Origin of the sequence: Pantoea sp. SJZ147 (assembly GCF_007828605.1) — a bacterium.
Taxonomy (GTDB): domain Bacteria; phylum Pseudomonadota; class Gammaproteobacteria; order Enterobacterales; family Enterobacteriaceae; genus Pantoea; species Pantoea allii.
The window spans coordinates 124,308-137,057 of sequence record NZ_VIVB01000013.1 but is presented as its reverse complement, the minus strand read 5'-3'; the positions used below and the strand labels follow the sequence as shown (position 1 = coordinate 137,057).

The following is a 12,750-nucleotide window of genomic DNA, read 5'->3' as shown; positions in this document are numbered from 1 at the left end:
TTTTCTTACCTTTTGCGATAAGGGCTTATCAAATCGCTGATTTAACAATCAGTTCTGGAAGGATCCAGAAACGCTTGCTCAGACGACGCTCTCAAAATATATAACAAATGTCAGTCTGCGCTGAGGTCCCTGTGGGACATGATTAACGATGATGTTCAGGAACGATTGATGGAAATTTTGCAAGCGCTGCTGCATGCCTTGTGGCAACAGGATTATGAAACGCTTTCTGATCCAACGCTGGTATGGGCGATTTACGGCGTTTTATTTATGATCCTTTTTCTGGAAAACGGCTTATTGCCTGCCGCTTTTCTGCCTGGCGACAGCTTGCTGATTCTGGTGGGCGTGCTGATTGCCAAAGGGACCATGGGCTTCCCGCTGACCATTCTGGTCCTCACGACCGGTGCCAGCCTGGGGTGCTGGGTCAGCTATATTCAGGGCCGCTGGCTGGGGAACACGCCGACGGTTCAAAACTGGTTATCGCACCTTCCTGCCCGCTATCATCAGCGCGCCCATAATCTGTTTCACCGCCACGGCTTATCGGCACTGCTGATTGGTCGTTTTATTGCCTTTGTGCGCACCCTGCTGCCGACGATTGCCGGGCTTTCTGGTTTAAGTAATGCCCGTTTCCAGTTTTTTAACTGGATGAGCGGCTTCTTATGGGTCGTCATCCTTACCGTTCTGGGCTTTGCCTTAGGTAAAACCCCCATCTTCCGCCGTTACGAAGATGAACTGATGTTTTTCCTGATGATGTTGCCGTTGGCGTTACTGGTGATTGGGCTGGTGGGCTCGCTGATTGTGCTGTGGCGTAAGCGCCGGGCAAACCAGCGTGGTGAGGGCTCATGAAACTGTTACAGGTCATTCCTAAACGCTGGCTTCCCTGGTTAATTGGTGGCGCATTTGTACTGATTGCTATTAGCATGGTGCCCAACCTGATGCGTCATGAAAACGTGGTACAGATTCGCGTTTCACATGCGGGTGCGCCGATGCCAGATGGCTTCTATCTGTATCAACAGCTGAGCGCTCAGGGCATTCGTATTAAAAGCATCACGCCCTCTGGCGATGCGCTGATTATCCATTTTGATAATGAAGAGCAGAGCCTGGCCGCGCAGAAAGTGCTGCGTCGCCTGCTGCCAGAGGGGTTTATCGTCGCTCAACACGACCCGATGCCTCACCTTTCTCTCGCCTAGTCCGTATTCCTTTCTTATCGCTCATCTCACCAACAAGGTGTGCTGAGCGTTTTTCTGTATATCGGTGATCTTTGGACTTTTTCCACCTGATGTCTATGCTTAAACTAAGGCTGGTTATCAACGCAGTGCGGAATGCTTGTGCACCGCGTTGACTTAAGTCAGGCAACAATGGAAGGTACAAAGCCTAATGAAACACAAATTACTGCTGGGAATGGTGCTGTTTTCTCTTTCAGGCTCGTTGATGGCAGCACAGTCGCTGTGTCAGCAAAAAGAGCAGGATATTCAGCGCGAAATCGAGATGGCTCAGAAGCATAACAACCAGCGTCGTGTAAACGGCCTGGAGCGCGCCCTGACCGAAGTGCGGGCAGGATGTACCGATAAAAAGCTTAAAGCCTCACATCTGGAAAAAATTAACGCTCAGAAGCAGAAAGTGGCTGAGCGTGAGCGCGAACTCAAGGAAGAGCGCGACGAAGGTCATGACAAGGACAAGATTGCGAAACGCGAACACAAGCTGGAAGAAGCACGCCAGGAGCTTAAGAAGTTACAGGCGGAGCCCTATTAATCGGATTCAATCTACTGATGTTAAAGGAGTATTTTATGTCTAAAGACACATCATCGGAATATTTGCGTGCTGAACTGAAAAACCTGGCGGATACGCTGGAAGAAGTCCTGAGCAGCGGAACTGAAAAATCAAAAGGTGAACTGGATAAACTCCGTCACAAAGCGCGCGTTGCGCTGGACAGCTCCCGCGAGCGTTTAGGTGAATCCGGTGAGCGCCTGGCGGCCACCACGCGTGAAGCCGCACAAAAAGCGGATGGTTACGTGCGTGACAACCCATGGCACGGCGTAGGTATCGGTGCGGCGATTGGCGTTGCCATCGGTATGCTGATCTCGCGTCGTTAATCATGACGGATTCACAGCAGAACCACGGACCGGCCAAAGGGGTCATCAACATTGGTCAGCGTATTGTTACCACGCTGGTCAGTATGGTCGAAACACGCGTTCGTCTTGCAGTGGTAGAGCTGGAAGAAGAGAAGGCCAATCTGATCCAGATGCTGTTGATGCTTGGCCTGACCATGCTTTTCACTGCTTTTGGCCTGATGAGCCTGATGGTGCTGATTATCTGGGCAGTTGATGCGCAGTACCGTTTAATGGCCATTGCCATCACCACCGGCGTGCTGTTCTTGCTGGCGCTGATCTTTGGGCTATGGACACTGCGTAAGTCACGTCAGTCCACGCTATTGCGCCATACGCGCAAAGAACTGGCTAACGATCGTGATCTGCTCGAGGATAACCACTAATGAGTTGCCGTGAGCGTCAAGCGCGCATCGATGAACTGCTAAAGCAGGTTCAGCAGCAACGCCTGGATCTGAGCGCGGCGCGGCGTGGCTGGCTGGAGATCACGGCCTCTTACGACCGTGGCTGGTTTACGTTTTTAAGTTTGAAACGTTATCTGGCCATTGGCAGTAGTGCGTTAGCCATTTATTCCATTCGCAGCCCTAATCGCCTGCTCCGCTGGGCGAAACGGGGCTTCGGTCTGTGGAGTACGTGGCGCATGGTGAAATCCGCTCTTCCCCCGCGTTGAATCCCCCAAAGCCAGCCCGATTGCGGCTGGCTTTTGCTTTTTATCAAATTTACTGAATAACATCGACAGTTTATATTGCTTACAACTGTAACCCCTCGCTACTATCATCTCCAGCTATCAGCCCGGCTAATTGACATCATGCGGTTAACGGGAATATTCACTGCGGGCAGCGTCGCCTTGCAAACTTTTAGCATTGGAGCTTATGATGAAAAAATTCGAAGACAGTGGTTTGTTGGCCGCCCGTATCCTGATGACTATCCTGTTTATCGTTTCTGGCTGGGGCAAAATTACCGGTTATGCCGGCACTCAGCAGTACATGGAAGCGATGGGCGTGCCGGGTTTCATACTGCCACTGGTTATTCTGCTGGAGTTTGGCGGCGGCCTGGCCATTATGTTTGGCTTCCTGACCCGCTTTACTGCGCTGTTTACCGCTGGCTTTACTATTCTGACCGCGTTTCTGTTTCACAGTAACTTCGCAGAAGGCGTTAACCAGCTGATGTTCATGAAAAACCTGTCTATCGCAGGGGGGTTCCTGGTGTTAGGTTTAGTGGGTCCTGGTGCGTACAGTATTGACCGCCTGATCGGCAAAAAACCACAGGGTGCTCTGGCGCGCTAACTGACGCCCGACGCCTCGCGTTATCTGAACGCACCGGTTGCTTTCTTCCGGTGCGTTTTTTTATGCCCTTCCCCTGCCAAATTGCCCTCACTGGACCGCCCGAACAGATAACATGCTGTCTTCCGCGCGCAGATTTTCTGGTTGAGCGGGATAACACCTCCGCGCCCTGCTTAAGGTAAGCCTAATCTACTCATGGAAATATAGCGTTCCGTCTCTCTTCTTTTTGGCAACGCTATGAAAGTGTCTTATGGTCAGTGGCTTCCCCATCACGATGCGCCCTTTTTTCGACGGCTTCATCTTTTGGTCGCCGTGCTGATCCTTTCGCAGATCATTAATTCCAATTTCACCGCACGTGAAGCGCTCGGCGGGCATAGCCTGGAGACGCTGATAACCTGGCTACATATTCTCTCAGGACTGTTGCTGATCGCTGCGGGCGGTATCATGCTCATCTGGATGCGGGTTCAGCGGGGTTTTCGCTGGTACTTCGCCTGGCTCATGCTGGATTTTCGGGGTATTCGAAACGATGTCGTACAGATGACCTGCCTGAAACTCCCACAGGCACATGGCGGTAGCATAGCCGCGACGGTGCAAGGCCTGGGGGTTATCGCGTTGATCGCGGTCGCCTGTTCTGGTGGGCTATGGTTTTTATTTAACAGTACGTCGCTCGCCACACCTGATTTGACGCGTAAGGTATTGCACTGGCATAAATTCCTGACCACCTTTGTAGAGATTTATTTTTACAGCCATGGCGCGATGGGCGTGCTTCATATCCTGCTATCCCGCTATGAAAAATAGCAAAGGACATGCATGCAGGCTGTCGCCCTCCTTGTTAAACGAATCGCTTATCACTGGAAGACCGGATGCTACATAGTGAATCACACAAAATTGCACACGCCGGATGGCTGCGGGCCGCCGTGCTGGGCGCGAATGATGGCATCGTATCCACCGCCAGCCTGCTGGCCGGGGTGGTTTCTGCCAGCAGTAGCCATCATAACGTGTTGCTCGCCGGGCTGGCAGGCATCGTCGGAGGGGCGATGTCGATGGCAACGGGAGAATACGTCTCGGTGTCCTCACAGTCCGATACAGAAAAAGCGTCTCTGCTGCAGGAAAAAGCCGAACTGGAGGCCGATTTTGCGGCTGAAACCATGGAGCTTGCGGCCATTTACAGGGCGCGCGGCCTGTCTCCTGAGCTGGCACATCAGGTGGCAGAGCAACTGATGGCCCATGATGCGTTGGCCGCGCACGCCAGAGATGAACTGGGCATCACGGCCTTCAGCAGCGCGAAACCGCTTCAGGCCGCCCTGTTTTCAGCAATCAGTTTCGCATCAGGCAGTATTTTACCGTTCGCCATCGCGATGCTCATCACCGGGCCTTTTGCCTTACCCGCCATTGCGGCCTCGGCGCTCCTGGCGCTGGCGCTGCTTGGCGCGACGGCGGCCCGGGCCGGGGATGCGCCAGTAAGAAAAAGCGTCACGCGAATTTGCTTCTGGAGCCTGTTGGCGATGGGCCTGTCTGCATCAGTAGGTTATCTTTGCGGACAGGCGCTCGGATAATCGCCCGACGCAGCATTTGACGCCATCAGTGCGTCAAATGCTGCCCGACAATCAGCCCGAGCTGGCCTGCCAGCGTACTGCCTGGGACGGATTCGCCCCCCACAGACTGCCCCTGCAGAATCTCAAGTTGCCCCTGCCCACAGCCAATAACCAACGGATTGACTGAAACCACCTCACCAGGCTGACTGACGTTATCCGCCTTAATAACCCGGCTTTCCCAGACGGTAAATCGTTGTGACCCATTAACGCTGAAAGCACCAGGCCAGGGGAACGCCAGCGCACGAATCAGATTATGGTTATCGCTGGCGCTGTCGTGCCAGTTGAGTTGTCCGTCTTCCGGTTTACGGCTTCCAAAACAGCTGGCTGCGCGTTCGTCCTGGGGGATTTCAGCGAGTTGGCCCGCCACCAGCGCCTTGAGCCAGCCCGGTAGCATCTCCCCGGTGGTCGCGACTAATCGGGTATGCAGCGCCAGGGCATTGTCCTGGGGATGAATGTCAACGGCCTTCTGCGCCAGAATCGGACCGGCATCAGGGCGTTTGATCATGCGGTGCAGCGTGACGCCGGTTTGCGTCTCCCCTTTGATAATCACCCAGTTGAGATGGGCGCGGCCACGGTAAGCAGGCAATAAGGCAGCATGCACGTTATAAGCCCCTTTTTTTACCGACGACAGAATGGCCTCGCTGAGCACCTGACGGTAGGAAAAGCAGAACAGGTAGTCCGCCTCAAAGTCGGCAATCCGGGCTTGCCATTCCGCAGTATTGACATCCTCTGTGATAAAAACCGGGATGTTGTAACCTTCAGCCAGGCGGGCGACGGAACCGTAAAACTGCGTACCGGCAGCGGGGTCCGCATGGGTAAACAGGGCACTGACCGTGAAACCGGCATCCATTAATGCCTTCAGGCCGGTACAGGCCATTTCGTGATAACCAAAGAGCACCGCTTTCATTACGCTTTCCTTCTTTTATTGCCTCTTCCAACGCGACAGGCGTGCTGGACGGCTTATCGGGTTCAGGCCGAAGAGGGGCCAATCATAAGGTATTCTGTCCTCAAATACGCCTCTGACGCGTTTGCCATATAGCCGTTATTGAGGCTGTTCAGCAAAATATCCGGCAACGCACATGGTGTGCTGTCGAAGTTACCCATAACCACCTATGGTTAGAGCGAGAGATTTTCTTCTTATCCTTTGTATTGGAGACAACATGGGCCAGTTAATTGACGGTGTCTGGCATGACACCTGGTATGACACCAAATCAACCGGTGGGCGCTTTAAGCGTTCAGAATCCGCATGGCGTAACTGGGTGACGCCCGACGGCAGCGCAGGCCCAAGTGGCAAAGCCGGGTTTACAGCGGAACGCGATCGCTATCATCTTTATGTCTCGCTTGCCTGTCCGTGGGCACACCGCACCCTGCTGATGCGTCAGCTTAAAGGCCTGGATAGCATGATTGATGTGTCAGTGGTTCATCCGCTGATGCTGGAAAACGGCTGGACGTTTGATGACAGTTTCCCGGATGCAACCGGAGACAAACTGCATCAAAATGAATTTCTCTATCAGCTCTATTTACATGCAGATGAGGACTACAGCGGTCGCGTTACCGTGCCGGTGTTATGGGATAAACAGCAGAACACCATCGTCAGCAATGAGTCTGCCGATATCATCCGCATGTTTAACAGTGCATTCGATGCCGTGGGTGCCCGCGCGGGGGATTATTACCCGGTTGAGCTGCGTGAAAAGATTGATGAGCTTAACGGCTGGATCTACGACACCGTTAACAACGGCGTCTATAAAACCGGTTTCGCCACCTCGCAGTCCGCTTATGACGAAGCCGTTAGCGCCCTGTTCCATTCCCTGTCTCGTCTTGAGCAGATCTTAGGACAGCATCGTTATCTGACCGGCGACAGGATAACCGAGGCTGACTTACGTTTATGGACCACGCTGGTGCGCTTCGATCCGGTTTACGTCACCCATTTTAAATGTGACCGTCACCGTATTAGCGACTACCTGAATCTGAGCGGTTTTCTGCGTGATATCTACCAAATGCCCGGGATTGCCGACACGGTAAACCTGCCCCATATTCGCCATCACTACTACTGCAGCCATAAAACCATCAACCCGCATGGTGTCATCTCTGTAGGGCCTACTTTTAACTGGGATGAGCCGCACGGTCGCGGTTAGCAGCAGAACGCCGCATCAGGTGAAGATAAACCGGGATGTGAAAGGACCTGACGTGCGCTGGCAGACTGCGCACGTCAGGTCAAACCGAGGGAAATGACCGTCAGAAAAACTTATACACAATATTTAAAATAGTGAGTAAGCCGATCGCGGCAACAAAGACGTTATCCACCCGGCCTTTATATTTTGCCAGCGCCGGGACTTTGCGGATAGCAAACATCGGTAACAGGCAGAGCAGCGAGGCGATAATTGGCGCACCCATTGCCTCAATCAGGTCAAGGATATTGGGGTTGAGGTAAGCCACCAGCCAGGTTGATCCCATAATAAAGATCATGCTCAGCGTATTCAGTTTGCGGCTGGACACGGCGTCTTTATCGCCCTTATAGCGGAACTTAATAATCAGCCCATTTAACCCTTCCAGCGTGCCCAGATAGTGCCCAAAGAACGATTTGAAAATAGCGACTAAGGCGATCACCGACGCGCTGTATTCCAGCACCGTAGAGAAGGTGGACTTCTCGCCAGACATGGATGAAAAGTGGTTTGCCAGATAGGAGAGCACGGGGATATTTTGCGCTTTAGCGTCCGCCATATCTTGCGGTGATAAGGTAAACAGACAGCTAAAGGCAAAGAACATCACCACGGCCACCATCAACATGCTGGCGCGCGAGATAATCTGGCTGCACTTGTTTTCGGTATAGGTCCGGCCCATTTCCGGCTCGTACTCTTCACGCTTGGAAACCACAAAAGAAGAAACAATCGGCGAGAAATTGAACGAGAACACCATAATGGAAATACCTAACCATACGGTGACCAGAATGCCATCGTGGCCGGTAAAGGTGATATCACTCAGGCTGACCTGATCAATCACGGCGGAATTCCAGTACGGGATCAGCGAGAGCGAAATCACCACCAGGCTGGCGATAAACGGAAACACAAGCCAGCTCATCACTTTTACCATCAGGTCTTTGCCAAACCAGATGACAAAAGCCATCAACAACAGCAGAAACAGCGCTACCACGCCGCGATTCAGTACCGGCAGCTGTAACTGATATTGCCAAAATGCCATAAAGGTATTGGTGATGGTGACGCCATAGATCCAGAGCAGCGGACAAATCGCAAAAAAATAGAGAAAGGTAATGACCACCCCGCCGGTTTTTCCGAAATGCTCTTCCACAGTTTCCGTAATATTGCCCGAAACGTTACTGCCTGACAGGCACAGCCGGGCCAACGCCCGATGGCAGTAGAACGCGATGGGATAGGCGAGTACCAGCATGATCAAAATAGGAATCAGGCCACCGTAACCGGCCCGGATGGGGAAAAAAAGCACGCCAGCGCCAATGGCCGTACCAAACAGACCCAGTGTCCATGTGGTATCGGACTTACGCCAGGTCGACGCTTTTTCCTGGTCGAGAATATTTTCAGAATTACTCATAACTTATCCTTTATGCGTCAGCGAAACCTGTAATCTGGGAAACCCGGGACAAATCGATATTGCCACCTGAGATAATGCACACGGTTTTCCGCCCCTGGATGTAGTGGTCAACTTTGCCGCTCAACAGCGCGGCGCAGGCCAACGCGCCGGCCCCTTCCGTAACCACTTTGTTTCGCTGGATCAATGCAATCATACTTTTACGAATGTCGTCTTCACTTACTAACACCATCTCATCGACCCATTCTCTCACAATCGCGAAGGTAAGATCGCCCGGACGGGCGACATCGCAGCCGTCCGCAAGAGTCCCGGTAAGACGATGGCGCGTTATGGTATCAGCAAAAAAGGAGGCTGCCATACCGTGTACGTTTTCAGACTGCACGCCGATGACGGTAATTGTGGGATTAATAGACTTAATCGCAGTGGCGATACCGGCAATCAGCCCGCCGCCGCCCACGGGAACGATGACGTTATCGACATCGTAGAGATCTTCAAGGATTTCCAGACCGATGGTGCCCTGTCCGGCAATGATTTTCACATCATCATAAGGAGGAATAAATATACGGCCTTCGTTGGCGACAATTTCATCCACCCTGGTCATGGTGTCATTAAAGTTGTCACCGTAGATGACCACTTCAGCGGAGTAATCCCGCGTCGCCGCCTCTTTGGATTTGGGTGCACCTTTAGGCATCACGACTTTACCGTCAATATTCAGCATGGCGCACGACAGTGAAACGCCCTGTGCATGGTTACCGGCTGAGCAGGCGACAACGCCCTGACGTTTTTCTTCTTCTGTCAGCGAACTCATTTTATTGAACGCGCCACGGATTTTAAATGAGCCCGTTCGCTGCATGTTTTCAAATTTAAGGAATATTTCCCCGCCGCAGCGTTCGCTAAGATAGTTTGAACGTGGCATGCCGGTTTTATACACTTTTCCAGTTAGCCTTTCTTTAGCGGCATAAATTTCATCCAGGGTGACGGGAACATTATCATTGTTATTCATATAAACTCCTTTTTCAGGCAAAACGTATCCAGCACAATTCCCCGAAGAGAAATGCAATCGTAAAATCAGGAAGTGCAACGCGCTTAACGCTTTCGCTTCACAACGTGCTTTATCAGCAGGCGTTTATGCAGTTGATTTAACAAGGAATGGGCAGCGGCAGGATATGAAAAGGCGGGCGATAACACCGCGTCTGACGCAGAAGAACACGGATGACGAACAGAAGAGGCAGAAGAGGCAGAAGAGGCAGAAGAGGCAGAAGATGGTTTTACAAAAGAGGCAGCATTAAAGCGAGGATTCCACAACGGGTTGGCAATACTGTCTGGCGTTGACTGATAAAATGTTAACCAACACGTTCGTGGTTGCGTATATCTATACATAATGACTTTCCTTTACATCCTTTTTATCCGCTACGAATCTTAATGATCAATAAAAAAAAGGTTGTGCTGTTTCTCACAATTGTCACTGAGATATGAGATTCCGCGAAAAATCATGATAATGATCAATATTGGCTGAAAGGCTATTCAAATATTAAACACGGCCAAACTGCGCAATAAAAATACTATATACACAACGTTTTAAGGTACTGCTTAAAATAAATGCAGTGCAACCTAAAAGCCTCTTTTTTGAGTAAGTCTTAACCATAGAAATAAAAATGAATGTCGCCTTTCCTGGTGGATTTTTCATCTCATACTGAAACGCATCATTAAGACTGGCTCGCGCATACTATTCGCACATGTCCCTTCCTGTGATTTATCCGCTGCCGAAGGGATCGTTGCTGGCAGCCAGGAGCTGTCAGGACAGATAGAGTGATGGCAGAGAGACAAGCAGACAGGCAGGCAAACAGGCAGACAGGCAGACAGGCAAACAGGCAGACAGGCAGACAGGCAGACAGGCAGACAGGCAGACAGGCAGACAGGCAGACAGGCAAACAGGCAAACAGGCAAACAGGCAAACAGCAAACAGCAAACAGCAAACAGGCAAACAGCAAACAGCAAACAGCAAACAGCAAACAGCAAAATACAGTCATAAATGATAAGGGGGAAGCACAACGCATTACAGCAGAGTGATACGTCCCCTGCGCTGACAGATCTCAAAACGTCCATTCTCTTCCCACCCCGTTAAAACCCCTCTCCGTTGTCGGAGGCAGGTTACTGTGTATAAAAAAAGGGGCCCGCATCGGCATCAACAAGGCTTTCATAACGTCATTGCTTCTCGCCCCTCGCCCTGTCAGGGCAAAGTGCACATTTATCATACAGAGTAACGATGACAAGAATAAAAGGAACACACGTCATCATAAAGAGAGCAAAGGGTTATATCGCATAAGATGCTATTAGATTGTTGCGCTTTCTTATAAATCATCGCAACTCAATGTGAATGAAAAGATAATACTGAGAGAAAAGATGCCTGACGCTTAGAGGATGATTAAAAAACACCGTCAGTAAATAATGTTTTTTTCCATTGATAAATTCATATTGATAGGTAAAACAGGCATAAAGCTGACTTTAACATTTCCAGGAGTTTTCTACGAAACCAACATATATTCTGATCAAGTTAGAATAATATTTATCAGCATCAACCTTTATTTTAAAAAATACCGAACATAAGCAATAGATTATCTTCAAAAATCACAAAATGACAATATTATAGACCAGTGTTCATTTAAATCGCAGTCATATATCCGTAACTCATTGTGAATATAAGTTTTTGATTAAACTGTAAATTATTTTTATTCAATGAAATCAATATGATGAAAACAATAAAAACATAAAGTTAACTAACAAAGGTTATTTATTAAATAAGCTAATTTATATTCTCTTAAAACAAAAAACAAAGACAGGCTAAATTTCATTTGTTAGAAAAAAAGAGAAAAACCTGAGTGTGGACAATAAAAAAAACCAACTTAGAATGATGAAAAAAAAGTGATGAGGCACTATTTACACAGTCAGTAAAACACTCAAACAAGAGATAATGTCATCAAGGTAATGAATGAAAACGTATTTTATTTCCGATGACAGCTATTTTCTCATCGGCCTGGAAACAAGCTTATGTGGGTTACATTGTGATAAAGCATTCATTAACACAAACAGGTTTACAACGTTCCATCCTGATAAAAACGATCTTCTCATCGTATCGATCCAGGATCATATTAAACGTAGAAACTATCTTTCAAACCAGAAGGCGCATGGACCCAGAGTTATTATTATTGCTGATTTTTTGGTTTGCCACGATACGCAGGAAAAATATCCGCGAATTGTTTCAAAAAAGATCACAAAAGAGGATCTTATTGACGTTCTGCAGAACGTAAAAGAAAGCGACGTGATAAAAAGATACACCTCAAAGATTGAATACCAGATCATTTATATGATTTGCAAGGGTAAAGGAATGCGTGAAATTGCAATGAAATATAATCTTTCTTTGAAATATCTTTATGGACTTAAAAGGAAAATACTAAAAGAACATGGATTAGATAACTGCAATGTGAATGGATTGCTCATTTGCAGAGATATTCTTTCGGGTCACTAGGCATATGCCTTTCAGCATCAACTGCTCCCGTCATGATAAAAAGCAGAAGAATGGCAATAAGGAAAAGGAGGCAATTAGCAATATTTTAAAATTTCATTAGTTAGTTACATTCTGTCAAAGTTCATTATATAAAAGGAATTCTTAAATGAAAAACAAGTTACTTATCAGTTCTGTTGCCATGTTATTTATGGGCGTAAATACCCTGGGCCATGCCGCAACAGTCAATGGTGGCACCGTTAATTTTCTAGGTGAAGTCGTTAATACAGCCTGTGTCGTTTCCAGTGATACTGCCTACCAAACCGTACAACTCGGTCAGGTCAAAGCCAGCACCTTTGGTGATACCGCAGGAACGAAGGCGCAAAATCCTAAAGCCTTTAAAATTATTTTAGAGCAGTGTGATGGCACGTCGAGCACAGCAGCGGTGACGTTTGACGGCGTAAAAGATGCAACCCAAAATGCACTTCAGTCAACCGGAACCGCGGCAGGGGTTGGCGTCTATCTTGTTGATAATAACAATGCCGAGATCACCCTCGGTACGGCTACGCCAGCAGAAGCACTGTCCGGCAGTACCAATATCTATACCTTTAAAGCAGACATGATATCGGTTTCAGACACGGTCACCGTGGGTTCCGTCGACAGCTCTGCCAATTTTACTATCACTTATGCCTGATAACACTGGCAGG

General features: G+C 49.3%; 15 protein-coding genes. 12 read left to right on the top strand and 3 right to left on the bottom strand.

Annotated elements, in window-relative coordinates; genetic code table 11:
* Nucleotides 1-168 precede the first annotated feature (168 nt).
* The 9 genes from FBY13_RS18730 (at nucleotide 169) to FBY13_RS18690 (ending at nucleotide 4,941) form a co-directional block, all read left to right on the top strand.
* Nucleotides 169-843 (top strand): DedA family protein, encoded by a 675-nt coding sequence (locus FBY13_RS18730; RefSeq protein ID WP_063877345.1) that lies wholly within the window; start codon nucleotides 169-171, stop codon nucleotides 841-843.
* Complete coding sequence (gene mzrA, locus FBY13_RS18725) at nucleotides 840-1,187, top strand: EnvZ/OmpR regulon moderator MzrA (RefSeq protein ID WP_145394858.1); 348 nt, start codon at nucleotides 840-842, stop codon at nucleotides 1,185-1,187. Before FBY13_RS18730 ends, mzrA begins: the two co-directional genes overlap by 4 nt.
* 187 nt (nucleotides 1,188-1,374) lie before the next feature.
* The gene (locus FBY13_RS18720) at nucleotides 1,375-1,749 is read left to right on the top strand and encodes a DUF1090 domain-containing protein (RefSeq protein WP_063877347.1); all 375 of its coding nucleotides are present in this window, start codon (nucleotides 1,375-1,377) and stop codon (nucleotides 1,747-1,749) included.
* 35 nt (nucleotides 1,750-1,784) lie between these two features.
* Complete coding sequence (locus FBY13_RS18715) at nucleotides 1,785-2,090, top strand: YqjD family protein (protein ID WP_014604934.1); 306 nt, start codon at nucleotides 1,785-1,787, stop codon at nucleotides 2,088-2,090.
* Nucleotides 2,091-2,092: 2 nt separating this feature from the next.
* On the top strand, nucleotides 2,093-2,488 hold the full coding sequence (locus FBY13_RS18710) for a phage holin family protein (protein ID WP_172823880.1): 396 nt from the start codon (nucleotides 2,093-2,095) through the stop codon (nucleotides 2,486-2,488).
* Nucleotides 2,488-2,772, top strand: a complete 285-nt coding sequence (locus FBY13_RS18705) for a YqjK-like family protein (protein WP_063877348.1) — start codon at nucleotides 2,488-2,490, stop codon at nucleotides 2,770-2,772. The genes FBY13_RS18710 and FBY13_RS18705 overlap by 1 nt, the downstream gene beginning before the upstream one ends.
* Nucleotides 2,773-2,977: 205 nt before the next feature.
* Nucleotides 2,978-3,388 (top strand): DoxX family protein, encoded by a 411-nt coding sequence (locus tag FBY13_RS18700; protein ID WP_063881035.1) that lies wholly within the window; start codon nucleotides 2,978-2,980, stop codon nucleotides 3,386-3,388.
* A gap of 234 nt (nucleotides 3,389-3,622) precedes the next feature.
* Complete coding sequence (locus FBY13_RS18695) at nucleotides 3,623-4,183, top strand: cytochrome b/b6 domain-containing protein (RefSeq protein ID WP_145394857.1); 561 nt, start codon at nucleotides 3,623-3,625, stop codon at nucleotides 4,181-4,183.
* A gap of 65 nt (nucleotides 4,184-4,248) precedes the next feature.
* A complete protein-coding gene (locus FBY13_RS18690; RefSeq protein WP_096011217.1) occupies nucleotides 4,249-4,941 on the top strand; it encodes a VIT family protein in 693 nt (230 codons plus the stop codon).
* A gap of 25 nt (nucleotides 4,942-4,966) precedes the next feature.
* Here FBY13_RS18690 and FBY13_RS18685 read toward each other — a convergent pair whose 3' ends face one another.
* Entirely contained in the window at nucleotides 4,967-5,887 is a 921-nt protein-coding gene (locus FBY13_RS18685; RefSeq protein WP_145394856.1) for a formyltransferase family protein, read from the bottom strand.
* Nucleotides 5,888-6,140: 253 nt separating this feature from the next.
* Here FBY13_RS18685 and FBY13_RS18680 point away from each other — a divergent pair, with 253 nt between their 5' ends.
* Nucleotides 6,141-7,115, top strand: coding sequence for a glutathione S-transferase family protein (locus tag FBY13_RS18680; protein ID WP_145394855.1), 975 nt, complete (start codon nucleotides 6,141-6,143; stop codon nucleotides 7,113-7,115).
* A 100-nt stretch (nucleotides 7,116-7,215) separates the two neighbouring features.
* On the opposite strand, the gene tdcC is transcribed toward FBY13_RS18680, so the two are convergent.
* Nucleotides 7,216-8,544, bottom strand: coding sequence for a threonine/serine transporter TdcC (gene tdcC, locus FBY13_RS18675; protein ID WP_063877353.1), 1,329 nt, complete (start codon nucleotides 8,542-8,544; stop codon nucleotides 7,216-7,218).
* 10 nt (nucleotides 8,545-8,554) lie between these two features.
* A complete protein-coding gene (gene tdcB, locus FBY13_RS18670) occupies nucleotides 8,555-9,544 on the bottom strand; it encodes a bifunctional threonine ammonia-lyase/L-serine ammonia-lyase TdcB (RefSeq protein ID WP_145394854.1) in 990 nt (329 codons plus the stop codon).
* Between the two features lie 1,986 nt (nucleotides 9,545-11,530).
* Here tdcB and FBY13_RS18665 point away from each other — a divergent pair.
* Entirely contained in the window at nucleotides 11,531-12,067 is a 537-nt protein-coding gene (locus FBY13_RS18665) for a hypothetical protein (protein WP_145394853.1), read from the top strand.
* Between the two features lie 145 nt (nucleotides 12,068-12,212).
* On the top strand, nucleotides 12,213-12,737 hold the full coding sequence (locus FBY13_RS18660; RefSeq protein WP_063877357.1) for a fimbrial protein: 525 nt from the start codon (nucleotides 12,213-12,215) through the stop codon (nucleotides 12,735-12,737).
* The last annotated feature ends 13 nt before the right edge of the window (nucleotides 12,738-12,750 follow it).

Excerpts from the sequence above, each read along its gene's own strand:
- FBY13_RS18710 (WP_172823880.1), top strand. The coding sequence starts at position 2,093 with ATGACGGATTCACAGCAGAACCACGGACCGGCCAAAGGGGTCATCAAC.
- FBY13_RS18730 (WP_063877345.1), top strand. The coding sequence starts at position 169 with ATGGAAATTTTGCAAGCGCTGCTGCATGCCTTGTGGCAACAGGATTAT.
- tdcC (WP_063877353.1), bottom strand. The coding sequence starts at position 8,544 with ATGAGTAATTCTGAAAATATTCTCGACCAGGAAAAAGCGTCGACCTGG.
- FBY13_RS18665 (WP_145394853.1), top strand. The coding sequence starts at position 11,531 with ATGAAAACGTATTTTATTTCCGATGACAGCTATTTTCTCATCGGCCTG.
- FBY13_RS18715 (WP_014604934.1), top strand. The coding sequence starts at position 1,785 with ATGTCTAAAGACACATCATCGGAATATTTGCGTGCTGAACTGAAAAAC.
- FBY13_RS18690 (WP_096011217.1), top strand. The coding sequence starts at position 4,249 with ATGCTACATAGTGAATCACACAAAATTGCACACGCCGGATGGCTGCGG.
- FBY13_RS18720 (WP_063877347.1), top strand. The coding sequence starts at position 1,375 with ATGAAACACAAATTACTGCTGGGAATGGTGCTGTTTTCTCTTTCAGGC.
- FBY13_RS18685 (WP_145394856.1), bottom strand. The coding sequence starts at position 5,887 with ATGAAAGCGGTGCTCTTTGGTTATCACGAAATGGCCTGTACCGGCCTG.
- FBY13_RS18700 (WP_063881035.1), top strand. The coding sequence starts at position 2,978 with ATGAAAAAATTCGAAGACAGTGGTTTGTTGGCCGCCCGTATCCTGATG.
- tdcB (WP_145394854.1), bottom strand. The coding sequence starts at position 9,544 with ATGAATAACAATGATAATGTTCCCGTCACCCTGGATGAAATTTATGCC.
- FBY13_RS18680 (WP_145394855.1), top strand. The coding sequence starts at position 6,141 with ATGGGCCAGTTAATTGACGGTGTCTGGCATGACACCTGGTATGACACC.
- FBY13_RS18705 (WP_063877348.1), top strand. The coding sequence starts at position 2,488 with ATGAGTTGCCGTGAGCGTCAAGCGCGCATCGATGAACTGCTAAAGCAG.
- FBY13_RS18660 (WP_063877357.1), top strand. The coding sequence starts at position 12,213 with ATGAAAAACAAGTTACTTATCAGTTCTGTTGCCATGTTATTTATGGGC.
- mzrA (WP_145394858.1), top strand. The coding sequence starts at position 840 with ATGAAACTGTTACAGGTCATTCCTAAACGCTGGCTTCCCTGGTTAATT.
- FBY13_RS18695 (WP_145394857.1), top strand. The coding sequence starts at position 3,623 with ATGAAAGTGTCTTATGGTCAGTGGCTTCCCCATCACGATGCGCCCTTT.